This window comes from Paractinoplanes toevensis, from assembly GCF_018332695.1.
GTDB lineage: Bacteria > Actinomycetota > Actinomycetes > Mycobacteriales > Micromonosporaceae > Actinoplanes > Actinoplanes toevensis.
The window spans coordinates 68,307-94,346 of record NZ_BOQN01000087.1 but is presented as its reverse complement, the minus strand read 5'-3'; the positions used below and the strand labels follow the sequence as shown (position 1 = coordinate 94,346).

The 26,040-nt window shown below is 71.4% G+C and carries 31 protein-coding genes; 8 read left to right on the top strand and 23 right to left on the bottom strand.

The window, feature by feature from the left end; genetic code table 11:
* Positions 1–43 precede the first annotated feature (43 nt).
* Positions 44–988, top strand: a complete 945-nt coding sequence (locus Ato02nite_RS33395) for a tyrosine-type recombinase/integrase (RefSeq protein WP_213010659.1) — start codon at positions 44–46, stop codon at positions 986–988.
* A gap of 11 nt (positions 989–999) precedes the next feature.
* Here the strand turns inward: Ato02nite_RS33395 and Ato02nite_RS33390 are convergent, their stop codons facing one another.
* Together Ato02nite_RS33390 and Ato02nite_RS33385 are read right to left on the bottom strand one after the other, a co-directional pair.
* Entirely contained in the window at positions 1,000–1,419 is a 420-nt protein-coding gene (locus Ato02nite_RS33390) for an organic hydroperoxide resistance protein (RefSeq protein WP_213010658.1), read from the bottom strand.
* Positions 1,420–1,860 carry a MarR family winged helix-turn-helix transcriptional regulator gene (locus Ato02nite_RS33385; RefSeq protein WP_213010657.1) on the bottom strand — a complete coding sequence of 147 codons (441 nt, stop codon included), beginning with the start codon at positions 1,858–1,860 and terminating at the stop codon, positions 1,420–1,422.
* A 69-nt stretch (positions 1,861–1,929) separates the two neighbouring features.
* Here Ato02nite_RS33385 and Ato02nite_RS33380 point away from each other — a divergent pair, with 69 nt between their 5' ends.
* Entirely contained in the window at positions 1,930–2,439 is a 510-nt protein-coding gene (locus Ato02nite_RS33380) for a GNAT family N-acetyltransferase (RefSeq protein ID WP_213010656.1), read from the top strand.
* Here the strand turns inward: Ato02nite_RS33380 and Ato02nite_RS33375 are convergent.
* Complete coding sequence (locus Ato02nite_RS33375) at positions 2,366–3,184, bottom strand: endonuclease/exonuclease/phosphatase family protein (protein ID WP_213010655.1); 819 nt, start codon at positions 3,182–3,184, stop codon at positions 2,366–2,368. The genes Ato02nite_RS33380 and Ato02nite_RS33375 overlap by 74 nt on opposite strands.
* 130 nt (positions 3,185–3,314) lie before the next feature.
* Here Ato02nite_RS33375 and Ato02nite_RS33370 point away from each other — a divergent pair, with 130 nt between their 5' ends.
* Together Ato02nite_RS33370 and Ato02nite_RS33365 are read left to right on the top strand one after the other, a co-directional pair.
* Positions 3,315–3,770 carry a heme-degrading domain-containing protein gene (locus tag Ato02nite_RS33370; protein WP_213010654.1) on the top strand — a complete coding sequence of 152 codons (456 nt, stop codon included), beginning with the start codon at positions 3,315–3,317 and terminating at the stop codon, positions 3,768–3,770.
* Between the two features lie 40 nt (positions 3,771–3,810).
* A complete protein-coding gene (locus tag Ato02nite_RS33365; protein ID WP_213010653.1) occupies positions 3,811–4,782 on the top strand; it encodes an NAD-dependent epimerase/dehydratase family protein in 972 nt (323 codons plus the stop codon).
* On the opposite strand, the gene Ato02nite_RS33360 is transcribed toward Ato02nite_RS33365, so the two are convergent.
* The 10 genes from Ato02nite_RS33360 to Ato02nite_RS33315 all read right to left on the bottom strand — a co-directional run bounded on the left by Ato02nite_RS33360 (position 4,771) and on the right by Ato02nite_RS33315 (position 14,174).
* Positions 4,771–5,730 (bottom strand): pyridoxal-phosphate dependent enzyme, encoded by a 960-nt coding sequence (locus Ato02nite_RS33360; RefSeq protein WP_213010652.1) that lies wholly within the window; start codon positions 5,728–5,730, stop codon positions 4,771–4,773. The two genes, Ato02nite_RS33365 and Ato02nite_RS33360, sit on opposite strands and share 12 nt — an antisense overlap.
* A gap of 37 nt (positions 5,731–5,767) precedes the next feature.
* Positions 5,768–6,613, bottom strand: a complete 846-nt coding sequence (locus Ato02nite_RS33355) for a sigma-70 family RNA polymerase sigma factor (protein WP_213010651.1) — start codon at positions 6,611–6,613, stop codon at positions 5,768–5,770.
* Positions 6,614–6,716: 103 nt separating this feature from the next.
* Positions 6,717–7,328 (bottom strand): response regulator transcription factor, encoded by a 612-nt coding sequence (locus tag Ato02nite_RS33350; protein ID WP_213010650.1) that lies wholly within the window; start codon positions 7,326–7,328, stop codon positions 6,717–6,719.
* A complete protein-coding gene (locus tag Ato02nite_RS33345; protein WP_213010649.1) occupies positions 7,325–8,425 on the bottom strand; it encodes a sensor histidine kinase in 1,101 nt (366 codons plus the stop codon). Before Ato02nite_RS33345 ends, Ato02nite_RS33350 begins: the two co-directional genes overlap by 4 nt.
* A 10-nt stretch (positions 8,426–8,435) precedes the next feature.
* Positions 8,436–9,212 (bottom strand): ABC transporter permease, encoded by a 777-nt coding sequence (locus Ato02nite_RS33340; protein WP_213010648.1) that lies wholly within the window; start codon positions 9,210–9,212, stop codon positions 8,436–8,438.
* Positions 9,209–10,150, bottom strand: coding sequence for an ABC transporter ATP-binding protein (locus tag Ato02nite_RS33335; RefSeq protein ID WP_213010647.1), 942 nt, complete (start codon positions 10,148–10,150; stop codon positions 9,209–9,211). The genes Ato02nite_RS33340 and Ato02nite_RS33335 overlap by 4 nt, the downstream gene beginning before the upstream one ends.
* A gap of 68 nt (positions 10,151–10,218) precedes the next feature.
* On the bottom strand, positions 10,219–10,923 hold the full coding sequence (locus Ato02nite_RS33330) for a Clp protease N-terminal domain-containing protein (protein ID WP_213010646.1): 705 nt from the start codon (positions 10,921–10,923) through the stop codon (positions 10,219–10,221).
* Positions 10,924–10,933: 10 nt separating this feature from the next.
* Complete coding sequence (locus Ato02nite_RS33325; protein ID WP_213010645.1) at positions 10,934–11,803, bottom strand: aminoglycoside phosphotransferase family protein; 870 nt, start codon at positions 11,801–11,803, stop codon at positions 10,934–10,936.
* Positions 11,800–13,698 carry an elongation factor G gene (locus Ato02nite_RS33320; protein WP_213010644.1) on the bottom strand — a complete coding sequence of 633 codons (1,899 nt, stop codon included), beginning with the start codon at positions 13,696–13,698 and terminating at the stop codon, positions 11,800–11,802. Before Ato02nite_RS33320 ends, Ato02nite_RS33325 begins: the two co-directional genes overlap by 4 nt.
* A gap of 104 nt (positions 13,699–13,802) precedes the next feature.
* Positions 13,803–14,174, bottom strand: a complete 372-nt coding sequence (locus tag Ato02nite_RS33315; RefSeq protein ID WP_213010643.1) for a DUF6204 family protein — start codon at positions 14,172–14,174, stop codon at positions 13,803–13,805.
* 124 nt (positions 14,175–14,298) lie between these two features.
* Between Ato02nite_RS33315 and Ato02nite_RS33310 the strand changes: the two genes are divergently transcribed.
* A complete protein-coding gene (locus Ato02nite_RS33310) occupies positions 14,299–15,090 on the top strand; it encodes a hypothetical protein (protein ID WP_213010642.1) in 792 nt (263 codons plus the stop codon).
* 12 nt (positions 15,091–15,102) lie between these two features.
* Here the strand turns inward: Ato02nite_RS33310 and Ato02nite_RS33305 are convergent, their stop codons facing one another.
* Positions 15,103–15,840, bottom strand: a complete 738-nt coding sequence (locus tag Ato02nite_RS33305) for a hypothetical protein (protein WP_246607736.1) — start codon at positions 15,838–15,840, stop codon at positions 15,103–15,105.
* Positions 15,841–16,038: 198 nt separating this feature from the next.
* Here Ato02nite_RS33305 and Ato02nite_RS33300 point away from each other — a divergent pair, with 198 nt between their 5' ends.
* Positions 16,039–16,368, top strand: coding sequence for a hypothetical protein (locus tag Ato02nite_RS33300; protein WP_213010641.1), 330 nt, complete (start codon positions 16,039–16,041; stop codon positions 16,366–16,368).
* Here Ato02nite_RS33300 and Ato02nite_RS33295 read toward each other — a convergent pair.
* The 7 genes from Ato02nite_RS33295 to Ato02nite_RS33265 all read right to left on the bottom strand — a co-directional run bounded on the left by Ato02nite_RS33295 (position 16,365) and on the right by Ato02nite_RS33265 (position 21,251).
* On the bottom strand, positions 16,365–16,925 hold the full coding sequence (locus Ato02nite_RS33295) for an alpha/beta hydrolase (protein WP_213010640.1): 561 nt from the start codon (positions 16,923–16,925) through the stop codon (positions 16,365–16,367). The two genes, Ato02nite_RS33300 and Ato02nite_RS33295, sit on opposite strands and share 4 nt — an antisense overlap.
* 9 nt (positions 16,926–16,934) lie before the next feature.
* On the bottom strand, positions 16,935–17,462 hold the full coding sequence (locus Ato02nite_RS33290; RefSeq protein WP_213010639.1) for a hypothetical protein: 528 nt from the start codon (positions 17,460–17,462) through the stop codon (positions 16,935–16,937).
* Positions 17,463–17,501: 39 nt separating this feature from the next.
* A complete protein-coding gene (locus tag Ato02nite_RS33285) occupies positions 17,502–17,945 on the bottom strand; it encodes a deaminase (RefSeq protein WP_213010638.1) in 444 nt (147 codons plus the stop codon).
* 91 nt (positions 17,946–18,036) lie between these two features.
* A complete protein-coding gene (locus Ato02nite_RS33280; protein WP_213010637.1) occupies positions 18,037–18,843 on the bottom strand; it encodes an endo alpha-1,4 polygalactosaminidase in 807 nt (268 codons plus the stop codon).
* Entirely contained in the window at positions 18,843–19,670 is an 828-nt protein-coding gene (locus tag Ato02nite_RS33275) for a DUF72 domain-containing protein (RefSeq protein WP_213010636.1), read from the bottom strand. The genes Ato02nite_RS33280 and Ato02nite_RS33275 overlap by 1 nt, the downstream gene beginning before the upstream one ends.
* A 4-nt stretch (positions 19,671–19,674) precedes the next feature.
* Entirely contained in the window at positions 19,675–20,859 is a 1,185-nt protein-coding gene (locus Ato02nite_RS33270; protein ID WP_213010635.1) for an MFS transporter, read from the bottom strand.
* A 56-nt stretch (positions 20,860–20,915) separates the two neighbouring features.
* On the bottom strand, positions 20,916–21,251 hold the full coding sequence (locus tag Ato02nite_RS33265) for a DoxX family protein (RefSeq protein ID WP_246607734.1): 336 nt from the start codon (positions 21,249–21,251) through the stop codon (positions 20,916–20,918).
* A 177-nt stretch (positions 21,252–21,428) separates the two neighbouring features.
* Here Ato02nite_RS33265 and fdhA point away from each other — a divergent pair, with 177 nt between their 5' ends.
* A complete protein-coding gene (fdhA, locus tag Ato02nite_RS33260) occupies positions 21,429–22,676 on the top strand; it encodes a formaldehyde dehydrogenase, glutathione-independent (protein ID WP_213010634.1) in 1,248 nt (415 codons plus the stop codon).
* Positions 22,677–22,712: 36 nt separating this feature from the next.
* On the opposite strand, the gene Ato02nite_RS33255 is transcribed toward fdhA, so the two are convergent.
* Together Ato02nite_RS33255 and Ato02nite_RS33250 are read right to left on the bottom strand one after the other, a co-directional pair.
* Positions 22,713–22,991, bottom strand: coding sequence for a hypothetical protein (locus Ato02nite_RS33255; RefSeq protein WP_213010633.1), 279 nt, complete (start codon positions 22,989–22,991; stop codon positions 22,713–22,715).
* A gap of 62 nt (positions 22,992–23,053) precedes the next feature.
* Complete coding sequence (locus Ato02nite_RS33250; protein ID WP_213010632.1) at positions 23,054–23,905, bottom strand: alpha/beta fold hydrolase; 852 nt, start codon at positions 23,903–23,905, stop codon at positions 23,054–23,056.
* Between the two features lie 552 nt (positions 23,906–24,457).
* Here Ato02nite_RS33250 and Ato02nite_RS33245 point away from each other — a divergent pair.
* Positions 24,458–25,936 carry a GGDEF domain-containing protein gene (locus tag Ato02nite_RS33245; protein WP_213010631.1) on the top strand — a complete coding sequence of 493 codons (1,479 nt, stop codon included), beginning with the start codon at positions 24,458–24,460 and terminating at the stop codon, positions 25,934–25,936.
* Positions 25,937–26,040 lie beyond the last annotated feature (104 nt).

The following is a 26,040-nucleotide window of genomic DNA, read 5'->3' as shown; positions in this document are numbered from 1 at the left end:
ACCGAACCCCGCAAAAGGCTCGAATTGCTGCATAATATGACTTATGCAGCAACAATCAGTGCGGGAACTCATCGAGGACTTCCTGGCGGCGCGGGCCACCCGGAAACCCTCGGTGCACACGCTTCAGGCGTACCGCCGGGATCTGGGTTTGATCGTCGGTTTGCTCGGGCCCGGAGAGGTCACTCTGGGTGACCTCTCCCCTCGCTCGCTGCGGGCGGCCTTCGCACGATTTGCGGGTGAACGGGCACCTGCCTCGGTGGCCCGGGCCTGGTCGTCGTGGAACGCGTTCTTCACGTTCCTGGTCACCGAGCAGGTTCTTCCCGGCAATCCGATGTCGGCCGTCGACAAGCCCCGGCTGCCGGCCCACTCCCCCAAGCCGCTGCGTGGTGAGGACACTCCGGAGGAGTTACTGTCCGCTGTCAGCCGGGTGGATGAGCGGCAGCGTGATCCCTGGCCCGAGCGGGATGTGGCGGTGCTGGCCCTGGCGTTGTGTGCGGGGCTGCGGCTGTCCGAGTTGCTGGCTCTGCGAGTCGGTGATGTGAGCGGGCGGCCGGGTGAGCGCCGGGTCGAGGTGGCCGGTAAGGGTGGCCGGCCCCGCACCGTGCCGATCGAGCCGGAGCTGGATGTCCTGGTCGAGCGCTATCTGGACAGCCGGCGGTTCCGGTTCGGGCGGGCGGCGTCGAAGGATCCGCTGCTGGTGGATCGGCGCGGGGCGGCGCTGCAGCGTGGTGGTCTGCAGTATTTGGTGGAGTCGTGCTTCCGGCGGGCGGGGGTCGGTGACCGGGTCCCGCGGGGTGCGCAGTTGCACGCGTTGCGGCACACGTTCGCGACCCGGCTGGCGGAGGACGGGGCGAACGCTTCGGAGATCATGCGGTTGCTGGGGCATGCGTCGTTGACGACGTCGCAGGGTTATATCGAGGTGACGGCGGAGCAGCAGCGCGCGGCGGTGCGGGCGAACCGCACCAACCGCGCGCTGCGTGGTCTGTAAAAAACCGAGGATCAGGCGACGGTAAGGGCTACCTCGACGTTGCCGCGGGTGGCGTTGGAGTAGGGGCAGACCTGGTGGGCCGCCTCGATGAGGGCCTGGGCGGTGGCTTCGTCGACGCCGGGGATCTCGGCTTCGATGGCGACGGTGAGCTGGAAGCCGCCGGTCTCGTTGGGGCCGATGCCGACGTCGACGGTGACCGCGGTGTCTTCCAGGGTGATCTTCTGGGCGCGGGCGACGGCTTTGAGGGCGCTGTGGAAGCAGGCGGCGTAGCCGGCGCTGAAGAGTTGTTCGGGGTTGGTGAGGGCGCCGCCGGGGCCGCCCATCTCCTTGGGGACGGCGAGGTCGAGGTCGAGGACGCCGTCGCTGCTGCGGACGTGGCCGTTGCGGGCGTCGCCGGTGGCGGTGGAGGAGGCGGTGTAGACGGTGGCCATTTAGTTCCGGTCCTTTCCTGGGGTGGCGGCGCGGATGCGCCCGAGGAGGTGGTGCAGTTGCCGGTATTCGTCGAGGTTGAGGTCGAGGGCGCAGATGATCTGCGCGGGTACGTCGGCGACCTGTTGTTCGAGGGCGGTGCCGGTGTCGGTGAGGTGGATCTCGACGGTGCGTTCGTCGGTGGTGCCTCGTTCGCGGCGGATCATGCCTTGGGTTTCGAGGCGTTTGAGCAGCGGTGAGAGGGTGCCGCTGTCGAGGGTGAGGTGGTGGCCGAGGTCGCGGACGGTGACCGGGCCGCGGTGCCAGAGGACGCGCATGACGAGGTATTGCGGGTAGGTCAGGCCGGCGTCGTCGAGGACGGGGCGGTAGAGGGCGGTCATGGCGCGGCTGGCGGCGTAGAGCTCGAAGCAGATCATCTGTTCGAGTCCGGTGCCTTGGTCCATGCGGAGAACGGTAGTGCGCAATTCAGTTGTGCACAACCAACGTGGCATTGATCACCACTCTGTGTGATCATGCCTGGCGTGTCGGACATCACTTGGGTGAAGCTCTCCCCCGCGGTGCTGCGTGCCCTGATCGACGGCGATCTCGCGGGCGCGAGCGAACTGGCCGGTGCGCCGTTGTCGCCGTACCTGGTGGAGGAGCACTGGCTGTGGCGGATCCGGCTGGAGCAGATCGAAGGGGACCCGGCCAGCGCCGACTGGATCGCCCGGGCGGCGGTGGTCGACGGCCGGGTGGTGGGGCACGGCGGGTTCCACGGGCCGCCGGACGAGGGCGGCGTGGTGGAGGTCGCCTACTCGGTGGATCCGGCGTTCCGGCGGCGCGGGCATGCCAAGGCGATGCTGCGGTCGCTGCTCGAGCGGGCGGACGCGGACCCGGCGGTGACCGCGGTGCGGGCCAGCATCCGGCCGGACAACGTGGGGTCGAAGGCGACGATCGCCGGGTTCGGGTTCAGGAAGATCGGTGAGCAGTGGGATCCGGAGGACGGCCTGGAGCACGTGTTTCTGCGTCCAGCTGCACGATGAGCGGCAGGTGGTCGGAGACGTCCGGGTGCGGGGTGGCGACCTGAAGGACGCGGCCGAGGCTGAAGCCGCGCGGGTCGGCCAGGATGTGGTCGAGCTGGGCGCGCGGTGACGGGCTGGGGAAGGTGGGTGCCTTGGCCAGGGGCCGCCAGCCGGTGACGGCGCGGACCGGGCCGGTCGGCATGTTGAGGTCGCCGAGCAGCAGGCGGGGGCCGGGCAGGGTGCGCAGGGCGCGGACGGCGTGGCGCAGCTGTCGCAGGTTCCAGCCGGGGACGAAGCTCAGGTGGGTGGTGGCGACGGTGACCGGGCCGGCCGGGGTGTCGAGGACGGCGGCGAGCAGGACCCGGGGTTCGTCCTTGAGCAGGCGGATGCCGTCGCCGGTGTAGACGGGTGAGCGGATGGGTGCGCCGGGCAGGGTGGTGATCTGCCAGCGCAGCACGGGGTAGCGGCTGACCAGGGCGATGCCGTAGAGCGGGTGGGCGTTGTCGTCGTCGCTGCGCCAGGGTTGCCAGGTCTCCCCCGGGGTGCCGACGACGGCGGCGGCGAAGCGGTGGGTGGTCGCGCCGAGGGCGTCGGCGGCGATGGCGGTGAGGTCGAGCAGTCCGCTGCGGGGCTGGGCGCGGTCGACCTCCTGCAGGCCGAGGACGTCGGCGTCCAGCTCGGCGATGGCGGCGTGGACGCGGTCGGCGTGTACGGTGCCGTCGGAGAGGGACCTTCCGTGCAGCAGGTTGAAGGTGGCCAGGCGCACGAGTAACGACCCTACTGAACCGGGAGGCGGAGTTGTTCATCAAGTTGCTCTGCTGTTCGATGATGATCTTCGTGTTGATCGCCGCCATGGGGATCTGGCTGCAGAAGCAGCGCCGCCGATAATGATCTCCATGGGCGACATCGAAGAGTTGGAAGAGCAGGAACGCGAGCTGGTGTTCGACCGGTTCAGCAACGCCGACGCGTGGCGGCTGGGCTGCCTGCTGGTGGAGTTGGCCGGCGACAAGCCGGTGGCCATCGACATCCGGCGCGGCACGCAGCAGTTGTTCCACGCGGGCCTGGAGGGCAGCACCGCGGACAACGACGCGTGGATCGCCCGCAAGGTCCGGGTGGTGGAACGCTACGGCGCCTCGTCCTACCTCGTGGGACGGCGGCTGGCGGCCAAGGGCCAGGAACTCGACGCGGGCATGGGGGTCGACCCGGCCGACTACGCCGCGCACGGTGGCGCTTTCCCGATCCGTATCCGGAATGTCGGCATAGTGGCGGTCGTCACGGTGTCGGGTCTCCCCCAGGCCGAAGATCATGCCCTGGTGGTTCAAGCTCTGGGGATGTTCCGCTCTCAGCGATAGCTCTTCCCGCCACCGCAGGCATCGGGCATGGTCGATCGCCATGAGACTGCTGATTCTGGGTGGGTCCGGGTTCGTCGGGCGGGCGATCGCGGAGGAAGCGGTCGCCCGGGGCGATGACGTCACCGTGTTCAACCGTGGTCAGCGGGGTGCGCCGGCGGGCGTACGGGTGGCGGTCGGCGACCGGCTGTCGCCGGACGGCCTGGCCGCCCTGAACGTCGACCAGAGCTGGGACGCGGTGATCGACACCTGGTCGGCGGGGGCCGGCGCGGTGGGGCGCACGGCCCGGTTGCTGTCCGGGCGGGCCCGGCACTACGGGTACGTGTCGAGCCGCTCGGTCTATCAGTGGGGCGCGACCATGCCGCTGACCGAGCGCACCCCGCTCGGGGATCCGCGCGACACCGGTTACGCCGGGGACAAGCTGCGCGGGGAGATCGCCGCCGGTGAGTTCGACGGGCCGGTGCTGCTGGCCCGGGCCGGGCTGATCCTGGGCCCGCACGAGGACGTGGGCCGGCTGCCGTGGTGGCTCAACCGGCTCGCCCGGGGCGGTCCGACCCTGGCGCCGGGGCCGCGGGTGCTGCCGTTGCAGTACATCGACGCCCGCGACCTGGCGATCTTCCTGCTGAACGCGTCCGGTTCCCGTCTGCAGGGCGCGTTCAACCTGGTCAGCGAGCCCGGCCACACCACGATGGGTGAGCTGCTGGAGATCGGTAACACGGTGACCGGCGGGCGGGCGCGGCTGCGCTGGACCGACCCGTCGGTGATCAAGGCGGCCGGGATCGAGCCGTGGACGCAGCTGCCGATCTGGTTCCCGCCGGGGCCCGACCACGACTTCCTGCACCGCGCCGACGTGTCCAAGGCGCTGGGGGCGGGGTTGCGGTGCCGGCCGGTGTACGACACGGTCGCCGACACCTGGCAGTGGATGCGGTCGCTGGCCGGGGAGGCGCCGCTGCGCGCGGACCGGTCCCCGGTCGGCCTGGACCCGGCGCTGGAGCGGCAGGTGCTAGGCGAGTAGCTGCGCGAGGCGGGCCGCGCCGACGTTGCCGCCGGAGAGGATCACGCCGATCCGGGCCGGGGCGGGGTCGAGGCGGCCGGCGAGCAGGGCGGCGAGGCCGGACGCGCCGCTGGGTTCCAGGACGGTCTTGAGGCGGTCGACGGCGAAGCGCAGCGCGTCGACGATCTCGTCGTCGCTGACCAGGACGATCTCGTCGACGAGCCGGCGGTTGACGGCGAACGTCAGCGAACCGGGAATGGACGCGGCCTGCCCGTCGGCGATGGTGCGCGGCACCGGGATGCTGACCCGCTCCCCCGCTTCCAGGGAGCGCTTGGTGTCGTCACCGAGCGCGGGTTCGACGCCGACGATGCGGATGCCCGGTTGCAGGCCCTTCGCGGCGGTGGCACTGCCGGCGATCAACCCACCCCCACCGACGGGTACGACGAGGGTGTCCAGGTCGCCGACCTCTTCGAGCAGTTCGAGGGCGGCGGTGCCCTGCCCGGCCATCACGTCGGGATGCTCGTAGGGCGGGATCAGGGTCAGCCCTCGGTCGGAGGCGAGCTTGGCGCCGATCTCCTCGCGGTTCTCGGTGTAACGGTCGTAGGTGACGATCTCGGCGCCGTAGCCGGCCACCGCGTCGAGTTTCGCGGCCGGGGTGTCGGCCGGCATCAGGATCACCGCGGTGCTGCCCAGCTCGTGGGCGGCCAGGGCGACGGCCTGCGCGTGGTTGCCGGACGAGTAGGCGGCGATACCGCGGGCGAGCTCGGCCGGGCCGAGCTTGGCGATCGCGTTGTAGGCGCCGCGGAACTTGAACGCGCCGATCCGCTGCAGGTTCTCGGCCTTCAGGTACACCCGCGCGCCGACCAGGGCGTCGAGGGTGCGCGACCGCAGCACCGGGGTGCGGTGGGTGGCACCGGCGATCCGGTGGGCGGCGTCGCGGATGTCCTGCAGGCTCACTGTTTCGGTCACGGCCTCTGATCCTACGAGTTGATCACAAGGCGCCGGTTCACGCGGCGATCAGGCGCTCCCCGTGGGCGTCGGTGGCCGACAGCCGGGACGCGATGGTGCTGCGGGCGGCGATCTGCGCGGCGTAGACGGCGCGGCGGCGGGCGACGCAGCCGTCCTTGGGCGCGGCGGTCTCCTTCTGCTCCATGTGGGTGACCAGGCCGTCCTTGAGCAGGGCCAGGGCCTCGGTGCGCAGCTGCGAGACCCGCGACTCGGTGACGCCCAGCTCGGCGGAGACCTCGGACAGCGGGCGCTCCTGCAGGAAGGAGGCCTCGACGACGAACCGCAGCCGCTCCGGCAGCACGGCGACGGCGTCGTGCAGGTAGCCGATGCGCTCGCGGTGCAGCAGCATCTCCTCCGGGTTCAGGGAGGTCTCGGTGACCATGTCGTCGGAGCCGGTGGCGAAGCCCTGCAGGGACAGCACGGCGGCGCGCTGCACGTCGTCGTCGACGTTGGCGAGCTCACCGACCGCGACGCCGAGCAGCTCGGCGAGCTCGGCCGGGGTCGGGGTGCGGCCCAGCTGGACGGTGAGTTCCTGGCGGGCCACGTCGGCGCGGCGGGCGCGGGCGCGCACCGAGCGGGTCGCCCAGTCCATACCGCGCAGCTCGTCGAGCAGGGCGCCGCGCACCCGCATGGCGGCGAACTTGCCGAACGGGATGCCGCGCTCGGTGTCGAACGCCTTGGCCGCGGTCACCAGGGCGGTGTAACCGGCCGAGGCGAGGTCGTCGCGGTGCACGTGCGGCGGAACCTTGAACAGCATCTCGCGGACCATGTGGCCGACCAGTGCCATGTTCTCGCGGATCAGCGTTTCCTGCTCGCGGGTAACGGTCTTCGTCGCGGCGCTCATGTTCGGTTCCCCCCGTTGTTGGCTGCGGGGTGAACTTTTCGGTGCGCCGGGTGCAGAAAACGGTCACTCTCGGTTGCGAACCGGTAGCGCTCAGAAATTTATCTCAAGTCAGCAGCCAGCCGTTGTCCAGCGCGAGCCGGACCGCTTCGGCCCGGGTGCGGGCCCCGGTCTTACCGATCGCGCTGGACAGGTGGTTGCGCACGGTTCCCTCGGAAAGGCGCAGTTCACGGGCTATGTCGGCGACCGTTCCGCCGTCCTGGGCGGCGCGCAGCACGTCGCTCTCCCGGTCGGTCAGCGGCGACTCGCCCTGCGCCAGGGACTGGGCGGCGAGTTCCGGATCAACAACCCGGAGCCCTTCGTGTACGCGGCGGACGGCGTCGGCGAGTTGCCGGGCCGGGGTGTCCTTGACGATGAAGCCGCTGGCCCCGGCGGCCATCGCCTGCCGCAGGTAGCCGGCTCGCCCGAAGGTGGTCACCATCAACACCTTCACCGCCGGTAACGCCCGGTGCAGCTCACGGGCGGCGGCGACCCCGTCGAGGCCGGGCATCTCCACGTCCAGCAGGGCCACGTCGATGTCGTGATCGCGGGCGGCGGCCAGCACCTCGTCACCCCGGCCGACCTCGGCGACGACCTTGAGGTCGGCCTCCATGTCGAGCAGGGCCGCCATCGCTCCGCGGACGAGGGCCTGGTCGTCGGCCAGCAACAGTTTGATCATGACGGGACCTCCACGCGTACCCGGAAGCCTTGGTGGTCTTCGCGGCGACCGACAGTGAGTTTCGCGCCCAGCGCCTCGGCCCGCCGGCGCAGGCCGATCAGGCCCTGGCCGTCGGCGGAGGCGACCGATCCGCCGGTGCCGTCGTCGAGGATCTCGACGGCGGACGCGCTCAGGTGCACGGTGGCGTGCCGGGCCCGGCTGTGCCGGACGATGTTGGTGACGGCCTCGCGGATCGTCCAGGCGAACAACTCGCGGTTGCGGCTGGGGATCTCGTCGGCGGCACCGGGGAGCACGGCTTCGACGTTAGCGGCCGCGAGGGCCTCACGGGCGGCGGCGATCTCCCCGGGCAGGGAGATGCCGCGCACTCCCATGGCGGTCGACCGCACGTCGGCGAGGGCGTCGCGGGCCAGGGACTCCAGGTCGGCGAGCTCGCGGCGGGCCCGGTCGAGGTCGACGTCGAGCAGCCGCTGGGCGAGTTCGGCCTTGACGGTGACGACGGTCAGCGAGTGGCCGAGGATGTCGTGCAGGTCGGCGGCGATGCGGGCCCGCTCGTTCTGCACCGCCAGGTCGGCGATCTCCTGCTGGGCGTCGGTCAGGCGGTACTGCCGGATCGCGGCCAGCCGGATCCCCCAGGTGGCGGCCGAGCCGAGCAGCACCGCCAGGCCGTAGCCGTTGTCGTCCCAGCCGGGCACCACCGCCGGCAGCACCTCGGCCAGCACGGTGAGCAGGACCGCCAGCGGCACGGCGGCCCGCAGCGAGAGGCTGACCATGCCGAACGCGGCGATGTACACCAGGCAGGTCAGCGCGTGGGCGCCGGCGCCGGGGATCTGCAGGCCGAACAGGGCGAGCATGGCGGCGATGCCGAGCCCCGCCCGGATGGTGAAACTCCGGGGCAGGGCCGACGTCGCGTGCCGCATGCGGCTGGCGAGCCGCACCATGAACAGATAGCAGCCGGCGAAGGCGACCAGGGCGATCACGCCGATCGTGCGCCACAGCAGGTCGGGCTGCTTGAGCAGCGCGTTGAGCGAGTCACCGAGGTAGAACAGCCAGATCGAGGCGAAGATCCACCCGTATTGGCGGCCCGAGTAGGGGGGCATGCTCATGAGGCTAGACGCGGGCGGTGTCGCGGCGGAATCGCCACATCGCGCCCAGGGAGAACAGGGCCGTCCAGACGACCACGTTCAGGACCGCGACCCACAGGGTGCCGTCGTGCACGAGCGGGTAGCGGGCGATCTCGCCGACCCCGTAGACCGGGGTGAACTTGGCGATCGTGGCGAAGGTGTGGCCGAACGTGTCGACCGGGGCGAACAGGCCACCGGCGAACGACAGCACCGCCAGCACCGGGCCGAGGATCTGCATGACGTTCTCACTGGGCAGCAGGTAACCCATGAACAGGCCGAAGGCCGCGAACACCAGGGCGCACACCCAGGCCAGCAGGCCGCACAGGACCCAGGCGTGCGCCGGCAGCTCCGCCCCCGACACCGACCCCACCGCGAGGGCCACCGCCACCGACACGAACCCGATGATCATCGCGAGGACGAGTTTCACGGCGATGTAGGCGACCGGCTTGAGGGGGGTCAGGCGCAGCTGCCGGCTCCATCCGGCGGCCCGTTCGATGCTGACCATCGCGCCGCCGCTCGTGGTGGCCAGCATCGCGCCGTAGACGGCCATGCTGACCAGGATGTAGCCGGTGACGTTGCCGCCGCCGATCCGTTCGGTGCGGTTGCTCGCGTTGGTGCCGAACAGCAGGAAGAACACCGCCGGCATGATCAGGGTGAACACGACGGTGCGGCGGTTGCGCATCATCCGCCGCAACTCCAGCCGGATCATGCCGAGGTTGAAGCCCCCGAAGCGGGGCAGGTCGCGGGCGGCCAGGGTCGTCATCGGGTGCTCCCCGCGTCGTCGGCGGTCAGGGTGAGGAAGGCTTCTTCGAGGTTCCGCGAGGTGATCTCCAGGTCGCGGGCGGGCGTCGACGTGAGCAGGTAGCGGGCGATCGAGTCGGTGTCGCGCCCGTGCAGGTAGACCGTGTCGCCACGGATCTCGACCGTGTCCACCCCCGCGATGGACTCGAGCTCGGAAGAAGCCGCACCGGGCAGGGTCGCCCGCACGGTACGGCCGGAGGCCAGCGCCTTCACCGAAGAGGCGGTGCCGTCCGCGACGATCTGGCCGCGGCGCACGAAGACCACCCGGTCCGCGTACGCGTCGGCCTCCTCCAGATAGTGGGTGGCGAAGATGACCGTGCGGCCGCCGGCCGCGTCCCGGCGGATCGCCTGCCAGAAGTCGTGCCGGCCGCCGACGTCCATGCCGGTGGTGGGCTCGTCGAGGATCAGCAGCTCCGGGTCGGGCAGCAACGCCATCGCGAACCGCAGCCGCTGCTGCTGCCCGCCCGAGCACTTGCCGACCAGGCGTTTGCCGATGTCGGCGATCCCGGCCCGGTCCAGGGCCTCGCCGACCGACGACGCCGGTTTGCCGAACAGCACCGCGGTCAGCTTCACGGTCTCCTCGACCGTGTAGTCCTTGAGCAGCCCGCCGGTCTGCATGACCGCCGAGACGAGGCCGAGCGCGACCGCGTCGTGCGGCTTGCGCCCGTACACCCGTACGGTGCCCTCGGTGGGCTGGGCGAGCCCGAGGAGCATGTCGACCGTGGTGGTCTTGCCGGCCCCGTTGGGGCCGAGCAGCGCCACCACCTCGCCGGGCCGGATCTGCAGGTTGACGCCGTCGACGGCGGTGACCGGGCCGTACCGTTTGACCACGCTGTCGAGGTCGACGGCCAGGTCCGCGGTGCCGCGGCCGGTGATGCCGGGTGAAGCGGTGAGGGTCATGCCATCATCGTGGCCCGGCCGGGTTGCCGGACCGGGGGCCACGCGTCATCTCACCGGCATGACATTCGTCAGGGGTTCATCGATTCCTGCTCGGCGCCGGCCAGGAACTCGTCGACGGCCGCCTTGAAGACCTCCAGGCGGGACAGCACCCCGCCCTCCGGCTCCTCCTCCTCGATCAGGGCCAGCAGGATGTGCCCGGTGCCGACGGTCGCCTGGCCGGTGCGGGTCATCTCCCGGAACGTCAGCTCCAGGGCCTTGCGGGCCCGCGCGTCGTACGGCACGAGGTCCGGCGCCGGGCCGTCCGCCGCCGGCAGGGCGGCGTTCGCCGCACCGCGCACGGCGTCCAGATCGAGACCCTGCGCGGCGAGGGCCTGGCTGCCCAGGTTGCCGCCGTCTTCCAGTACGCCGAGCAGCAGGTGCTCGACGTGGATCTCCGGGTGCCCGCCGGTCTTCGCGATGTTCATCGAGGCGAGCACCGCGCTGCGGGCCGCCGTGGTGAACCGCTCGAAGCCCTGGTCCTGGCCCTTGGCGACGAACCGTTTCTGGGCGGCCTGCTTGGTGACACCCATACTGCGGCCGATCTCGGTCCAGGACGCCCCCGCCCGGCGGGCCTGGTCGACGAAGTGCCCGATCAGATGGTCGGCCAGCTCGCCCAGGTGGTCGCCGAGGATGACCGCGTCGGACAGCCGCTCCAGGACGTCGTCGGGCCGGTTGGAATTGATCGCGTGAATGAGTTCGTCGAGACGGACGGGCGGGACGATCTGCTGAGTCATGCCGTCAACCCTAGGTTGACGATGGGCGGTCCGTCAACGTCTGGTTGACGATGCGGCGGCCGAGGGCGGCGAACTCCGGCTTGAGCGTGTCGTAGTAGTGCCAGGCGCCCAGGCCGCACAGCAGCGCCCACGCCCGGCCGCGTTCCCAGGTCGCGTCGTCGACCGTCAGCCGGGCCCGGAAGACCTGCCGCGCCGCCGGGTCGAACAGCGCCCACGCCGCCATCAGGTCACAGGCCGGGTCGCCGACCCCGGCACACCCGAAGTCGATCACCGCGTCGAGGCGGCCGTGCCGGTAGAGGACATTCGTCGGCAGCAGGTCGCTGTGCACCCACACCGGCGGCCGGTCCCAGCCGGGCAGCTGCAGCCCGGCGTCCCACAGTGCCGCCGCACCCGGCACGCCGAGATCACCCAACACCTCCCGGACGTACCCGTCCGATCCGCGGTAGGAACCGCCCCGGTAGGCGGCCGGCGCGTCCGGCGGCACCGGCACGGCCTGCAGGGCCGCCACGAAATCACCCAGGGCCGCCGCGGCCGCCGTCATGTCCCCCATGCGGTGATCACCCGGTCGCCACTCGTAGATCGACCAGGGCAGCGGATAGCCCGGCGCGGGCCGGCCGAGGCCGACCGGCGCCGGGACCGCGAGCGGCAGCAACGGCGCCAGGTACGGCAACCAGCGCTGCTCCTTGGCCACGTTGCCGGCGCTGTGCGGCATCCGCGGCAGCCGCACCACCAGGTCGCCGCCGAGCCGGAACATGACGTTGTCGGTGCCGGCCGCCGGCACCGGCCGCAGCGGCCGCCCGGCCCAGGCCGGGAACTGGGTGTCGACCAGCCGCCGCACCAGGTCCTCGGAGATGTCCAGCTCACCGTCGTGCAGCCTCATGACGCCTCCCGGGCCCCGGCGCGGCGCACCACGCGCAACAGATACTCCTTACGGTCGAGCGGATCCGCGCCGGTGCGCGGCCGGGACGGCGCCGGCCCGCGCACCGGCGCGTAGTGGTCGAACGCGCTGTCCAGAATGCCCTCGCCGCGGGTCAGCCCCGGCAGCTTGCGACGCAGCTGGTCGACCATCGCCGCCGGGATCTGCCCGTCGATCCCGGCCGGGCCGGTGGCCAGGGGGATCGCCCGCAGCCGGGCCAGCAGCGGCAGCACCGCCGGCACGCAGTCGACCGGCACCTCGGCCCGGAACGCGTGGATCGGCTCGAGCACCACCGTGCCCGCCCGCCGCAGCGCCGCCATCACCACCAGCGGTGTCACGTTGCGGAAATCCCCGGCCGTCGACGACATGCTCTTGTCGAACACCGCGTGCGCGTGCGACTGCCGCGCCGAATACCCGGAATGGGTCATGGTGACCCGGCAGTCCGGCACCGGCCAGCCGTGCAACCCCTGCCGCAGGGTCTCCCGCACGGTCTGCTCGACCGCCGCGAAGAACGCGGCCGGCATCGAGCCCGGCTCCACCGCCAGACCGAAATCGACACCCGGCCGCGATGCCGGCGCGACCCGCAGGCCGACCGTCGCCAAAAACGGGTTGGCGCCGGTCTTGTTGAACTCCACCGCCTCCCCCGTGCCCACCGGACGCTCGATGTGCAGCGTGGTGGTCTCGCGGAAGGTCACCGCGAGGCCGTACCGCTCGGCCAGGGTCGCCTGGATGACCTCCTTCTGCACCTCACCGTAGAGCGACACGTACACCTCCCGTCGCTCGTCGTCCTGGCGCAGATTGATCAGTGGATCCTGCTCGGCCAACTCGGCCAGCGCGGCGTGCAGGTCGGCCCGGCGGGACGCGAGGACCGCGGTTTCCAGGCTGGGCGGCGCGAATTGCGCCTGGCGCGCGGCTTCCGGCCGTACGCCGATGGGGTCCCCGATCTTGATCCTGGTAAGGCCGCGGACCGTGCCGATCTGACCCGCCCGGATCTCGCCGGCCGGCCGGGTCGTGCCGTCGGCGAACACCTGCACGCCGGTCACCCGGTCCGCGCCGACCGTGTCGCGCACCCGCAGCGTGCCGCCGAACATGCGCAGGTAGGCGATCTTCTCTCCGGCCGGGCCACGGTCGACCTTGAACACCGTGCCGCTCGGTTCCTTCTCGCCGCGGGCGGCCGGCAGCAGGGTGGTGATGCCGTCGATCACGTGCTCGATCCCGGCGCCGGTGATCGCCGACCCGAAGAACACCGGATGGACCCGGTCGTGCACGCGCAGGACCGGCGTCCGCTCCTCGACCAGAGCGGTCAGCACGTCGTCGTCGTGGTCGGCCAGCCGCAGCCAGTCCCGGTGCGGCCGGACGGCCGCACCCTTCGTGCCGATCGCGTCGACCCGGCTCATCGGCACGATCGCCGGGCTGATCCGGGCCGCGATCTCGTCCAGCACACCGTCCTCGCGGGCCCCGCCCCGATCGATCTTGTTGACGAAGATCAGGGTGGGGATGCGCAGCCGGTGCAGGGTGCGGGCGAGCACGACGGTCTGCGCCTGCACCCCCTCGACCGCGGAGACCACCAGGACGGCGCCGTCGAGCACGCCGAGGACCCGTTCCACCTCGGCGATGAAATCCGGGTGCCCCGGCGTGTCGATCAGATTGACCGTGCGGCCGCGCAGCGGGAACGACACCACCGCGGACTTGATGGTGATGCCGCGGCGGCGTTCCAACTCGAGCGTGTCGGTGCGGGTGCTGCCGTCGTCGACACTGCCCAGTTCGTCGATGACACCGGCGGCGAACAACAGCCGCTCGGTGAGGCTGGTCTTACCGGCGTCGACGTGCGCCAGAATTCCGAGATTGAGCGTTTGCAAGCGTCATGTCCCTCACGGTGAGCCGGAAACCTTCCTGGGTGGACATGAACGCAGCGCGCATCTCGGTTTCCTTACCGCTCGGTGACAGGACTCGGGTCAGCTCATCAGAGCTTCGGTTGGCGGGCAAGCGATTTGTCCGCCTCGCGGCGGCCCCGCTTGCCCAGCGGCACCGTCGACATGTCGACGGCCTGCGAACTCAGATCCTTCACCGGATAGCCCCGGCCGGCCATCCACGCGGCCGCCTTGGCCTCGGCGCGGGCGGTGGCCCGCGGGATCTCGGACTCCTCGTCGACCTCGTCGGCGAACCGGAACGTGAAGAACGGGCGGGCCGGCAGGTCGTAGGTCAGATGACCCTCGGCGGTGTACTCGGTGTGCAGGAAGTCGTGCTCGGCCTGCCCGGCGACCAGCTCCGCCAGCGCCGACTCGCTCAGCCCCGCGAACCTGCCCCGCACCGTGACCCGGATCGTCCGGCTCATAACGTCTCACCCTCTTCGGTAGCCTCGGCGGCCAGTATCCGGGCGCGCCGCCGATCGCGACACCGAAATACCCGTCGGACTCCCGGTGCGATTTCCCGGCGGGGCCCGATGCCACCATGCGGCCATGCGCTTCCGTGAATACGCCAGTTACCGGCCGTCGCAGCAACCACCCACCACCGTCCTGCCCGCCTCTGTCCTGCCCGATGACACCCACCATCGCTGGCTGCGCGACGACATCGCCTGTGGCATCCTCGGCGACGACCCCGCCGCCCCCGCCGCCTGCCTGCTCGGCGAGATCCGCACCGCCGGCTACGCCGACACCTTCCTGCTGGTGGTGGCCGACGACGGGAAACTCGAATACCGCGTCGAACGCGGCGCCGGCAGCGTCGAGGTCGACCGCGACCTGGCCCTGATCGCCGCGTACGCCCTGGAACGACTGGTCGACGACCCGGCCGGCCGGCTGGCCAACGGCATCTTCCGCGCCGCCGTGTGGGCCGCCACCACCTCACCGGCCCGCACCCAGACCACCGGCCTGGAATGGATCGCCACCTTCGACCACACCGACGGCCACCCCGCCGCCCCCGGCCTGGCCGGCCTGCTGCCCGCCGACCGGCACCTCACGAGCGCCCTGGCCCGCATGCTGGCCGGCCCGGTCGACCTGACCGCGCGGCGCCGCTTCGACGAGGCCACCGACACCGCCGCCGTACGGGCGGGCCGCCCGATCGCACCGCTGGGCGCCGCCACCGTGCTCACCCCGGCCGGCGTCACCGCCACCCTGACCGGCATCGAACCCGACCCGGGCCGCACCGCCGCGGTCGCCGGCCTGGCCGTCACCGGCGACTGGCCACCCGACGGCGCCCCCGACCTGGCGATGGCCTCGACGCTGCGCTGGCACGGCCTCGACTGGTACCTCTAGACCGCCACGGTCTCAGCTCACGCCGAGGAGCCCGCGCAGCGCATCGGCGGGCTCGAGAGCCGAGAAAATGCTGAACGCCACCACCAGAAGCAGCACGCTCGCGCTGATCCCCGCGACGACGCTGGTCGCCCGCCGCGCTACGAGGACCCGGGCGTCGTCGGTCACCCGTCGCCTCCACAACAGCACGCTGATCAGGACGGCGACGGCCAGTGCCGGGCCGGCCACCCCGGCCAGGACCCAGTAGTAACGCTCGACCTCGCCCACCAGCACCGTCAGCGCGGGAGAGCCGGCCGGCCCCAGCAGCTTCTCCGCCGCGTCGCCGGACGCCAGCGGCAGTAACGCGACCAGCGGCACGGCCGTCGCCTGAATGTTGAGGATCAGCAGGGCCGCCGCGAGGCCCGTGAGCACGCTCGCGCCGGCGGCGGCCACCGCGTACCCGGCCGCGCCGTGCCGATATCTGCGCCACAGCGCGGCGGTGAGAAGGCCGAAGGTCACCAGCATGAACGAGGTGATCACCACCTTGATCGCATGCCACTCGAACCAGTAGTCGACCAGGTTCTCCAGCCGGGCGGGAAGCTGCGGCCGGCCGCTCTGCCGGAACTGCACCAGGGCGCGCCGGACGGCACCGGAGAGGTCGGCCTCACTCCCCAGCAGCGCGGCCGGCGCGAGCACGAACGCCGCCACCAGCGCCGCGCCGGCGACCGACAGCAACCCGACCACGAACCTCGAACCCAGACGATCCTCACGCATGGCGGCGACTCTATGGGCCGCCGCGCGAGCCGCGCATCGGTCCGCAGACACACCGGAACAGGCCGGCACTCGGCCGAAGGTCGGGTCAGCTGGGCCGGGGATAGCCGACCGCCTCACCAGGTATTTCCAATCGATGTTTATCTATGCGACGCTCCGGGCGGATTGGCGGGGATCCCCACTTCCTCTAGCGCGCCGGGCATGGCCGACGACGCAATCGCGCAGGAAATGATCGACATGACCGACGAAGACCGGCGGCTGCAACCCGGCGCGCACAGCGGCGACTTCACCGCCCAACTGGCACATCGAAAAGTCACCGTCCGCAACGGCGATCGCCTCACCGAAATCATCGCCGAGCACGGCTGGCCCGCCCGCAGATCCACGGCACGCAGATCGCCGGCATCGTCAACGGCTCCCCCGTCCCGTGGCCCTGCGAAGACCCGGAGCGGATGGATCAGCGGCGTGCGGAAGCCGGATTGGACCCGTTCGCGGTCCACATCGCCAAACACGCGCCGGCCTGACCCGCCCTAACGGGTCGGGCCGGTGGGCCAGCTGATCTCGTCGAAGAACTCGGTGGCTGCCCCTACCACCTGGGACAGGACCGCGATCGACGCCGTTACCGGGCCCGGGACGTACAGGCCGTGGTCGCCGTCGGGAACCTCGAAGACGTGCGGGGTCAGGCGACGGGCCGCCTCGCCGTCCCAGTACTGGTCGGCGGTGCCGCCGATCAGCAGGAACGGGGCGGTGGCCCGGCCCAGAGCGGCCACCACGTGCGGCAGGTTGAGCAGCGGGGTCAGCCAGATCGCCGGCAGGTCGCGTTCGGCGGCCAGCGCCGCCGCGTTCGTGCCCAGGGACTTGCCGATCAGCAGGGGACGGCCGCCGAGCTTGTCGAGCAGGGGCGTCACCTCGGCGCGCACCCAATCGACGGTGGCCGGCTCGAGGATGCCCGGGAAGGCCGGCGGGGTGCTCACCCAGTCGTGCCGGTGCACGGTGCCACCGCGGGACTCGGCGACGTCGCCGGTGTAGAGCGGCAGAGGCGAGAGCGTGCCACCCATCCGGCCGGGCAGAACCACGACGTCGTCAGCCATCCGACGACCCTAATGCGGGGCGAAGCGGAACGCGATCCCGCGCGGGTCCGGCACCTCGGCCAGGCCGTCGACGGCGGTGAACTCGGCCAGCCGGGACAGCGCGGCGTCCGCCGTGGCGACCCCGCCCAGCTGCACCAGGATGCCGGTGAACGTCAGCCACGCGTCGACGGTGAGCTCGGCCGGGCCGAGGTTGTCGATGTCGCCGGCGATCGTCACCGCCACCCGGATCCGCGGGCCGTCCTGCTCGGTGATCCGCAGGTCGATCCGGTCGTAGCGGTGGTGCAGGCCATGGTAGACGCTGGCCTCGGCCGGCTCGGCGAACGAACCGCTGGTCGCGGCGGCGCCCGCCATCGACCGCCAGCCCGGCGCCGGTATCGGCAGCCACTCCACGCTCAGCGCGGCCTGGCCGTCCTCGACCGGCTCGCACGGGATGCGGAAATTCCAGGTCAGCGACGGTTCCAGGCCGACCGTCTGGTTGTCGAAGAGCAGCCCGTGCCACTCGCCGCCGGCGGCGGGCACGAGATCGAAGTCACCCACAGCCGGGGAGTCTCCCACAATCGGATTCGGCCCCCGAAATCAGACACCCGGCAGGTGCGCGTTGACCGCCCGGGCGGCCGCCGCGAACTCCGGCACCTCCAGGATCTCGACGCCGCCGGCGATCAGCAGCGCCACGCCCTCGCAGGTGACGAACACGTCCGGTTCCCGCCAGGCGATCACCACCCGGGGAATCCGGGCGGCGAGGATCAGGGCGGCGCAGGTGGCGTCCGGCCGGTGGGCGCGTTTCGAGCACGGCTCGAGCGTGCTGTACAGCGTCGCCGTCGCCAGCCGCGGGTCGCCGGCCGCTTTGAGCAGGGCCGACTCCTCGGCGTGCACGAGCGGGTCGATGTCGCGCGACCAGCCGGCGGAGATCTCGGTGCCGCGCTCGTCGACCAGGACCGCGCCGACCGCGAACGCGGTGGCCGACCGGGGTGACCGGTGCGCCAGCGCGACCGCGTGGCTCATCCACCGCTGGTGGTCCATGACAGGCCCTCCCGTCCGCACGGCAACCTGTCGACGATAGCGGCCGCGAAACCCCATCCGGCGGCAGGTGCGACCGATCTCTCGCGGCCGGCTAGCAGTACTCGTAGTGGTAGCCGACCGCGGCGACCGGAACGACGTCCCGGTCCCGCAGGATGATGGAGATCCGGTCGCCGCCGGCCCGGCACGCCTCGCGGTAGGCGGTGAGGCCGTTGTCGGTGTACTCGATCTCGTACACCTGGTCGCCGTACAGCTTGCGGTAGGCGTCGCACTCGTCGTAGACCGCGCACTCCTCCGCGATCGCGAAATCAAACCCCAGGCCGGCCAGGTCCGGCGCGTTCTTCTGCGCGACGGCGAGGCCTGCGGCGTGGGCCCGCGCTTTCAACAGCCGGGCGTACGCGACGGCGTCGCTCTGTCGCAGACGGCCGTTCGAGCGGGTGTACGAGTCGAGGTTGTCCGGTTCGACGGCGCGGAACCCCCGCTCGGCGCACCCGGCGAACCACTGCCCGACGATGCCCGCCACCGCGGCGCGTTTCGTGTCGGTGGAGATGTCCAGGATGCGCTCGTCCGGCCAGTCCGGGTCGGTCAGGTAGCCGTCGCCCTTGGTGCGCAGCAGCAGGTCGTCATGGTTCGCCGACCACCACGCGTTCTCGGCCGGCTGGGTCTGGAACGCGTTGACGTAGCAGATCGAGTAGACGCCGGGCGCGGGCTGCGCCGTACGGTCCCGGTCCACGATCGCCACCCCGGAGGCCGGCGGATAAGCGCCGCCCAGCTGGTAGTCGAACCGCCCGTCGGCGGGCGGCGGTTCCCACACCACGGTCGGCATCGGCTCGACCACCGCACGGCCGGTGCAGCCGCTCACCACGGCGGTGATCAGCAGCAGCGCCGCGGCCCGTCTCATCAGAACAGTGTCAGCGGTTCGTCGGCCGGCGCCGGCGCGGGCAGCGGCTCCAGCCCCGGCACCAGGGCCCGCACCTCGTCGTGGAAGCGGCGGGCCAGCGCCGGGGCGTCGACGTTGTCCGGGGTGTGCAGGAAGACCGTGGGTTCGCGGCCCTCGCGCAGCCAGGCCGCGGTCCGCCGCACCCACGGCTGCCAGCCGGCGACGGTCTCGGCGGTGTCGTCGCGGCCCAGGTAACGAACGATCGGGGTCGCGGTCAGGGCGTCCGCGCGCAGCGGCATCCGGGGTTTCTTCGTCCACGCCTCCCGTTCGGCGGCACTGGTGGGCGCCTTCGCGAAGAACGCGGTCGTGTCGAACGGCACCCACTCCGTCCCGGTGTCGTGCAGAACCTCCTCCAGCGGGCCGGGTTCGGTGAAGAAACCGGGGTGGCGCACCTCCACCGCGTACCGGTGGCCGCCGGGTAAATCGTGCAGGAACCGGGCCAGCACCGGCAGCTCGTCCGGGCCGAACGAGCCGGGCAGCTGAATCCAGTAGGCCTGCACCCGGCCCCGCAGCGGAGCAGTGACCTGCAGGAACGCGGCCACCTCAGGGGCAGCGCCGATCAGCCGGCGCTCGTGCGTGACGGCCTTCGGGAGCTTGAGGACGAAACGGAAGTCGCCGGGGGTCTGCTCGGCCCAGGACGCCACCGTCGCCGGGGACGGGGTGGCGTAGAACGTCGTGTTGCCTTCCACGGCGGTGCACTGACCGGCGTACGCCTGAAGTGGCCGTTGATCTTTGGGAACCGGCCAGGCCTGGTGCGACCACATCGCACATCCCACGTAGAGCCGCATCGGCTCACGGTATCGCGACCGGCTCCCGGTGCTGCTCGCTGCGCCCGCCCAGCGCGGGTGCGGCCAGCGCCGCGAACACCAGGAACAGCAGCACCACCAGCATCGCGCCGCGCAACCCGAAATGCTCGCCGAGGAAACCCAGCGAGGGCGGGCCGACCAGGAACGCGAGATAGCCGACCGTGGCGACCAGCGACACCCGGGCGGTCGGGTCGGCGCCCGAGTCGCCGGCCGCGGACAGCGCGACCGGGAAACCCAGCGCCGACCCGAGACCCCACAGCAGCACCGCCGCGCCCGCCGCGATCTGGCTGTCGACGGCGATCACCACCAGCAGGCCGGCCGCGCCGATGACCGCGCTCGCGAACAGCACGACCGCCCGGCCGAACCGGTCGAGGAAGAAACCGCCGGTGAACCGGCCGATCGTCATGGCCGCGACGAACACCACGTACACCCCGGAGCTCAGCGCCGGGTCGAGGCCGTGCCCGTCCACCATGATCAGCGGAAGCCAGTCGTTGGCGGCGCCCTCGGCCAGGGCCATGCCCAGCACGATCACGCCGATCAGCAGCAGCCGCCGGTCGCGCCACACGGCCGGGCCCCGGGTCTTGCGTTCGTGCTGCTCCCGGCCGGTGCCGCCGGGCACGAACCGGATCGCCGCCACGCACAGCGGCAGGGTCACCGCGGCCATGCCGACCAGGTGCCACAGGACCGGGACCTCCACGGCGGTGAAGACCATGCCGAGGATCGCGCCGATCACCGTGCCCAGGCTGAAGCAGCCGTGCATGGACGGCAGCACCGGCCGGCCGATGATCCGTTCCACGTCGGCGCCGTCGACGTTCATGGCGACCTCGCCGCAGCCGAAGCCGAGGCCGAGCAGGAACAGCCCGGCGGCCACCACGATGCTCTGCGACAGGGCCGCGCCGAGCCCGACGACCGGCGTGCACGAAACGATCGTGAGGCTGGCGGCGGCGATCACCGGCCGGGTGCCGAACCGGGTGACCAGCTTGCCGGAGAACAGGATGCCGATCATCGAGCCGGCCGACAGGCCGAACAGGACCAGGCCCATCTCCGCGGTGGAGGCGCCGAGCAGGTCGCGGATGTCGGGGGTGCGGGTCACCCACGACGACAGGGCCAGCCCGGGAATGAGGAACAGCCCGAACAGAGCCAGCCGGCGACGAGACGTGGCGAGATCCACGGGTGTTTCCTTACTTCGGCATTTACAAGATACGTACGAACGTACACAACGCTCGTTCAGCGCGCCAGGCCGACCACCAGCGCGGCCACCTCCGTCACCAGGAACACGGCCGGCCCGGCCAGCGCGCGCGAACCCACCCGCAGGTGCGCGACCAGGGCGCCGACGAAGTACAGGACGAGACCGGTGGCGGCGGCGACGCCCAGCCACGGTACGGCGAAACCGGCCAGCAGGCCGAGCGTGCCCGCGGTCAGCAGCGCCCCGAGCACCGGCACGAACCGGCGCGGGATGCCCTTCATGTCGGCCTGCGTCTTCGGGTACTCGTGACCGACCAGGTAGAAGGCGGCGGCACTGCCGGTGAACAACACGGCGATGAGCGTGATCACGACGTACACAAGCTCTCCCTTGATGTTGATTTTCTCCAGGGACGAGCAAGCGCGGCCGGACGTGACGGCATGCCCGAATCGGCAGCTCTTGTCACAATCGACGGTTCTGTTTCCGGCGCCACCGGCGAAACATGGCCGTAATGGCGACGTGACTTTCCGTCGCCGTCATGACGATGGGAGGCAACGATGCCAGCCAATCGCGCAGTGGTCTACCAGGGCCCCGGCCAGGTCGAGATCGCCGACATCCCCTATCCGACCTACGAAATGAAGGACGGCCCCGGCGTCAACAAGGCCAACATCGGCCGGCGCACCCCGCACGGGGTGATCCTGCGGACGGTGACCACCAACATCTGCGGCAGCGACCAGCACATGGTCCGCGGCCGCACCACCGCACCGGAAGGTCTCGTGCTCGGCCACGAGATCACCGGCGAGGTCATCGACGTCGGGCCGGACGTCGAGTACATCAAGACCGGCGACATCTGCTCGGTCCCGTTCAACATCGCCTGCGGCCGCTGCCGCAACTGCAAGGAAGGCAAGACCGGCGTCTGCCTCAACGTCAACCCCGACCGGCCAGGATCGGCGTACGGGTACGTCGACATGGGCGGCTGGGTCGGCGGGCAGGCCGAGTACGTGCTGGTCCCGTACGCCGACTGGAACCTGCTCAAATTCCCCGACCGCGACCAGGCCCTGGAGAAGATCCTCGACCTGGCCATGCTCACCGACATCTTCCCCACCGGCTACCACGGCTGCGTCAGCGCCGGGGTGACCACCGGCTCCACCGTCTACATCGCCGGCGCCGGCCCGGTCGGCCTGGCCGCGGCCACCTCGGCGTGGCTGCTCGGCGCGGCCGTCGTCATCGTCGGCGACCTCAACGCCGAACGCCTCGCGCAGGCCCGCAGCTTCGGCTGCGAAACCGTGAACGTCGCCGACGGTGACCCGGCCGAACAGGTGCAGCAGATCCTCGGCAAGGACGCCCCCGCGATCGGCCAGCCGCTGGTCGACGCGGCGGTCGACGCGGTCGGCTTCGAGGCCCGCGGGCACGGCGCGAACGCGCAGACCGAGATGCCGGCCACCGTGCTCAACTCGCTGATGGAGGTCACCCGGGCCGGCGGCGCCATCGGCATCCCCGGTCTGTACGTGACCGGCGACCCCGGCGGCGTCGACGAGGCGGCCAAGGTCGGCTCGCTGTCGCTGCGGCTCGGCCTGGGCTGGGCGAAGTCGCATTCCTTCGTCACCGGCCAGTGCCCGGTGATGAAGTACAACCGCAACCTGATGATGGCGATCCTGCACGACCGGGTGCAGATCGCCAAGAACGTCAACGCGACCGCGATTCCCCTGGACCAGGCCCCGCAGGGCTACCAGGACTTCGACTCCGGCGCGGCCAGGAAGTACGTCATCGACCCGCACGGCCTGGTGCGGCAGCGCCTCAACTGATCGGCCCGGGGCCGGCTCGCGCTACGGGGGCTCGCGCTACGGAGACACCGGGGCGAAGCCGGCCTCGCCGCCGTCGGACAGCACCGCGACACCCGGCAGCGTGGACGTGTTGCGCGTCCACAGCCAGAGCGCGGCGTCCACGGCGGCGTGCGGGTCCCCGGGGTCGAAACCGTCCGGGTTCTCCCAGCCGGCCGCGATGGCCGCCTCGACCAGCAGCGCAGCATCGGTGACGGCCAGCCGCGCCCGCCGGGACAGCTCGACGACAGTCGGCCCCGCCGGCACCGGCGCGGCAATACCGGTGTGTTCGATCGGCACGAGTTCCATGAAAACCCAGTTCGCCGCTGCCGGGGGCCACTTCGGCAGGTTTGCCGGGCGGGTCACAACCGGATCAGGTCGGCGACCTCCTCGGGCAGACCGGGCGAGGTCATGATGTGGCCCATCCCCGGCACGACGTGCAGCACCGCGCCCGGGATGGCGGCGGCCAGGGCCTCGCCGTGCCCGAGCGGATAGAGCGGATCCTGGTCGCCGTGCACGATCGAGGTCGGCGCGGTGATCGACGACAGCGGGGCGAGCAGGCCAGGGTCGGGCATCCAGACGGCCCGGTTGTGATTGGCCGCGGCCGCCGAGTCGGTGGCCCGCGACAGCGCCAGCTCGAGCATGGCCCGGGCGGCCGGCTCGTCGAACGGCCGGACCGGCCCGTTGAAGACCCGGAACAGGGCCACGTCGGACTCCACACCCGGCGGCAGCCCGGCGGCCAGATGCGCCAGGAACGCCGGTGCCGGCGGCGGCAGATCCTGCGGGTCGGGCGGCTCCCCGGCCCGCGCCCGGGCCCACAACGGCGCCGGGTCGTGCCCCATCGGCGAGCTGGAGATCACCGTCAACGACCGGACCCGGTGCGGCGCGTGCACGCCCAGCCACTGCACGATCATGCCGCCCAGCGAGGCGCCGGCCACGTGGGCGCGGTCCAGGTCGTATCCGTCCAGCACCGCGAGACAGTCGCGGGCCAGGTCGCCGATCGTGTACGGGTGGGCGTCGAAGTCGACGACGCTGGACCGGCCGGTGTCCCGATGGTCGAACCGGATCACCTGGACCCCGCGCTCGACGAGCCGGCCGACCAGCGCGTCGGGGCACAGGACCCCCTGCGCGGACGACCCCATGACCAGCAGAACGGCGGGAAGCCGGGGATCACCGACCCGCTCGGTCCAAATCCGCAGCGGCCCGGAGGCCACGAACCGCTCCCGCGCATTGAGCTTGCCGGCACGATAGCGCCCGGGTGTCCGTCCTCGACCATGTGCCCACCGGGCCGGGTTGTCAGACCCCCGCCTACTTTGTACATATGTTCGAATCGGAATCACGACGGTGTCCCCGCTGCCACCTGGAAAGGGAGAGCGGAGCGTTCGTCTCGTCGGCAGGGCGTCCCACCCGGAGCTGCTCGATGTGCCTCGAACGCGCCCGGCTCGCGAGCTGGGCGCGCCGCGCGCTACCGAGGCCCCGAGGAGCGGCGCGCCGCACGGTCCAGTTTCGCGGTTTGGTCACCATCCGGATCGACGGGCACGAGATTCGGATCGCGCCCGGGACGACGAAGACCGTCGTATCTCCGACGGGTGTCTTCGAGGTTCTCGAGCAGCCCGAGCGCCCATAACAGTCACTATGGTGTACCGCCGGTTATGTCCGTTTCTCGATTATCAGATTGCCGTTAATAGCAATCCGATAATTCTGACGCGCGGAGATTGTCGATACGAGGGCTCAAGCCGGGTTGCCGGTCGGCCGATAGCCACCGTGTGAAGAGGTTGGGCGACACTCCGGCATGGGTGTGGATGCTGGTCGTCGGCGTACCGATCGCCCTGAGCTACCCCTGGCTGCCCTACGGCACGCCGCCGGCCTCGCTCTGCTTCGAGGGCATCGGCGTCGCGTCCTGCGTGATCATGCTGGTGGGCATCCGGCGGCGCCGGCCGGAGCGGCCGCTGATGTGGTGCCTGCTGCTGGCCGGCATGGCCCTGTCGGTGACCGGCGACGCCGTTTACGACTACCTGGAGAACGTCGCGCACGTCGATCCGTACCCGGGCTGGGCCGACCTGTTCTACCTGCCGTCCTACCCTCTGTCGATCGCCGGCCTGGGAATGATGATTTTGCGCCGCACGGGCGGCCGGGACCGGGTCGGGATGATCGACGCGTTGATCCTGTCCACCGCGCTCGCGCTGCCGGCATGGTCGTTCTGGGTGCGGCCGATCAGCCTGGGCGATCACGCCGGCCTGGCCGACCAGCTCGTGTCGCTCGCCTACCCGGTCCTCGACGTACTGCTCATCACGCTCACGGTGCGGTCGGCGACCACCCCCGGCGCGCTCGGGCTGCGCCCGAACCGGCTGCTCATCCTCGCCCAGATCGCCCGGCTGCTGCCGGACGTCACCTACAGCATCGCGCAGCTGGCCGGCGTCGAGATCAGTTACCTGGACAGTGGCTGGCTGCTGACCTACCTGCTCACCGCGGCCGCCGCGCTGCATCCCCGGATGGCCGACGTGGGCAAGCCGGCGACCAGCGACGAGGTCACGCTGACGATGCCGCGGCTCACCCTGCTCACCGTGGCCTCCCTGCTGGCGCCCGCCATCCTCGCCGCGCAGGGGGTGTTCCAGCACGGCCGGGTGGACTGGTCCGCGGTGGCGGTCGGCAGTGCCGTCCTCTTCCTGCTGGTGGTGGCCCGGATGAAACTTCTGCTCGGCCAGATGCACCGGCTGGCCCGGCAGATGGAGAGCCTGGCCCACAACGACGGCCTGACCGGGGTGCCGAACCGCCGGGCCTGGGACGACCGCCTGAACCGGGAACTGGCGAAGGCCCGCCGCGGCGGCCACTCCCTCGTCGTCGGCATGATCGACCTCGACTTCTTCAAGAAATTCAACGACGAGTACGGGCACCCGGCCGGTGACCTGCTGCTGAAGGAGGCGGCCGCGGCCTGGACCGGGCAGCTGCGCGACGAGGACCTGCTGGCCCGCTACGGCGGCGAGGAGTTCGGCATCGTCCTGGCCGGCCGCGGCGGCGACGAGGCGACCGCGATCGTCGAGCGACTGCGCGCCGTGTGCCCGCGCGGGCAGACCTTCTCCGCCGGCCTCGCGGTGTTCGACGGGGCCGAGACCGCCGACGAGTTGGTGAGCCGCGCCGACCGCGCCCTGTACCGCGCGAAGGCGACCGGCCGGGACCGGACCGTACGCGACGACCACCAGACCTTGACAGCTGGTGGTGGGGATCAGGTATCGATGGCGGTGTGACACGTCGGTCGTTGGTGCCGGTGGTGGGGATCGTGCTGGCCACGGTCGTCGCCGCGGTGGTCGTGCTGGTGGCGGGCGGGCCGGACCGCGGCGCCGTCGCGACC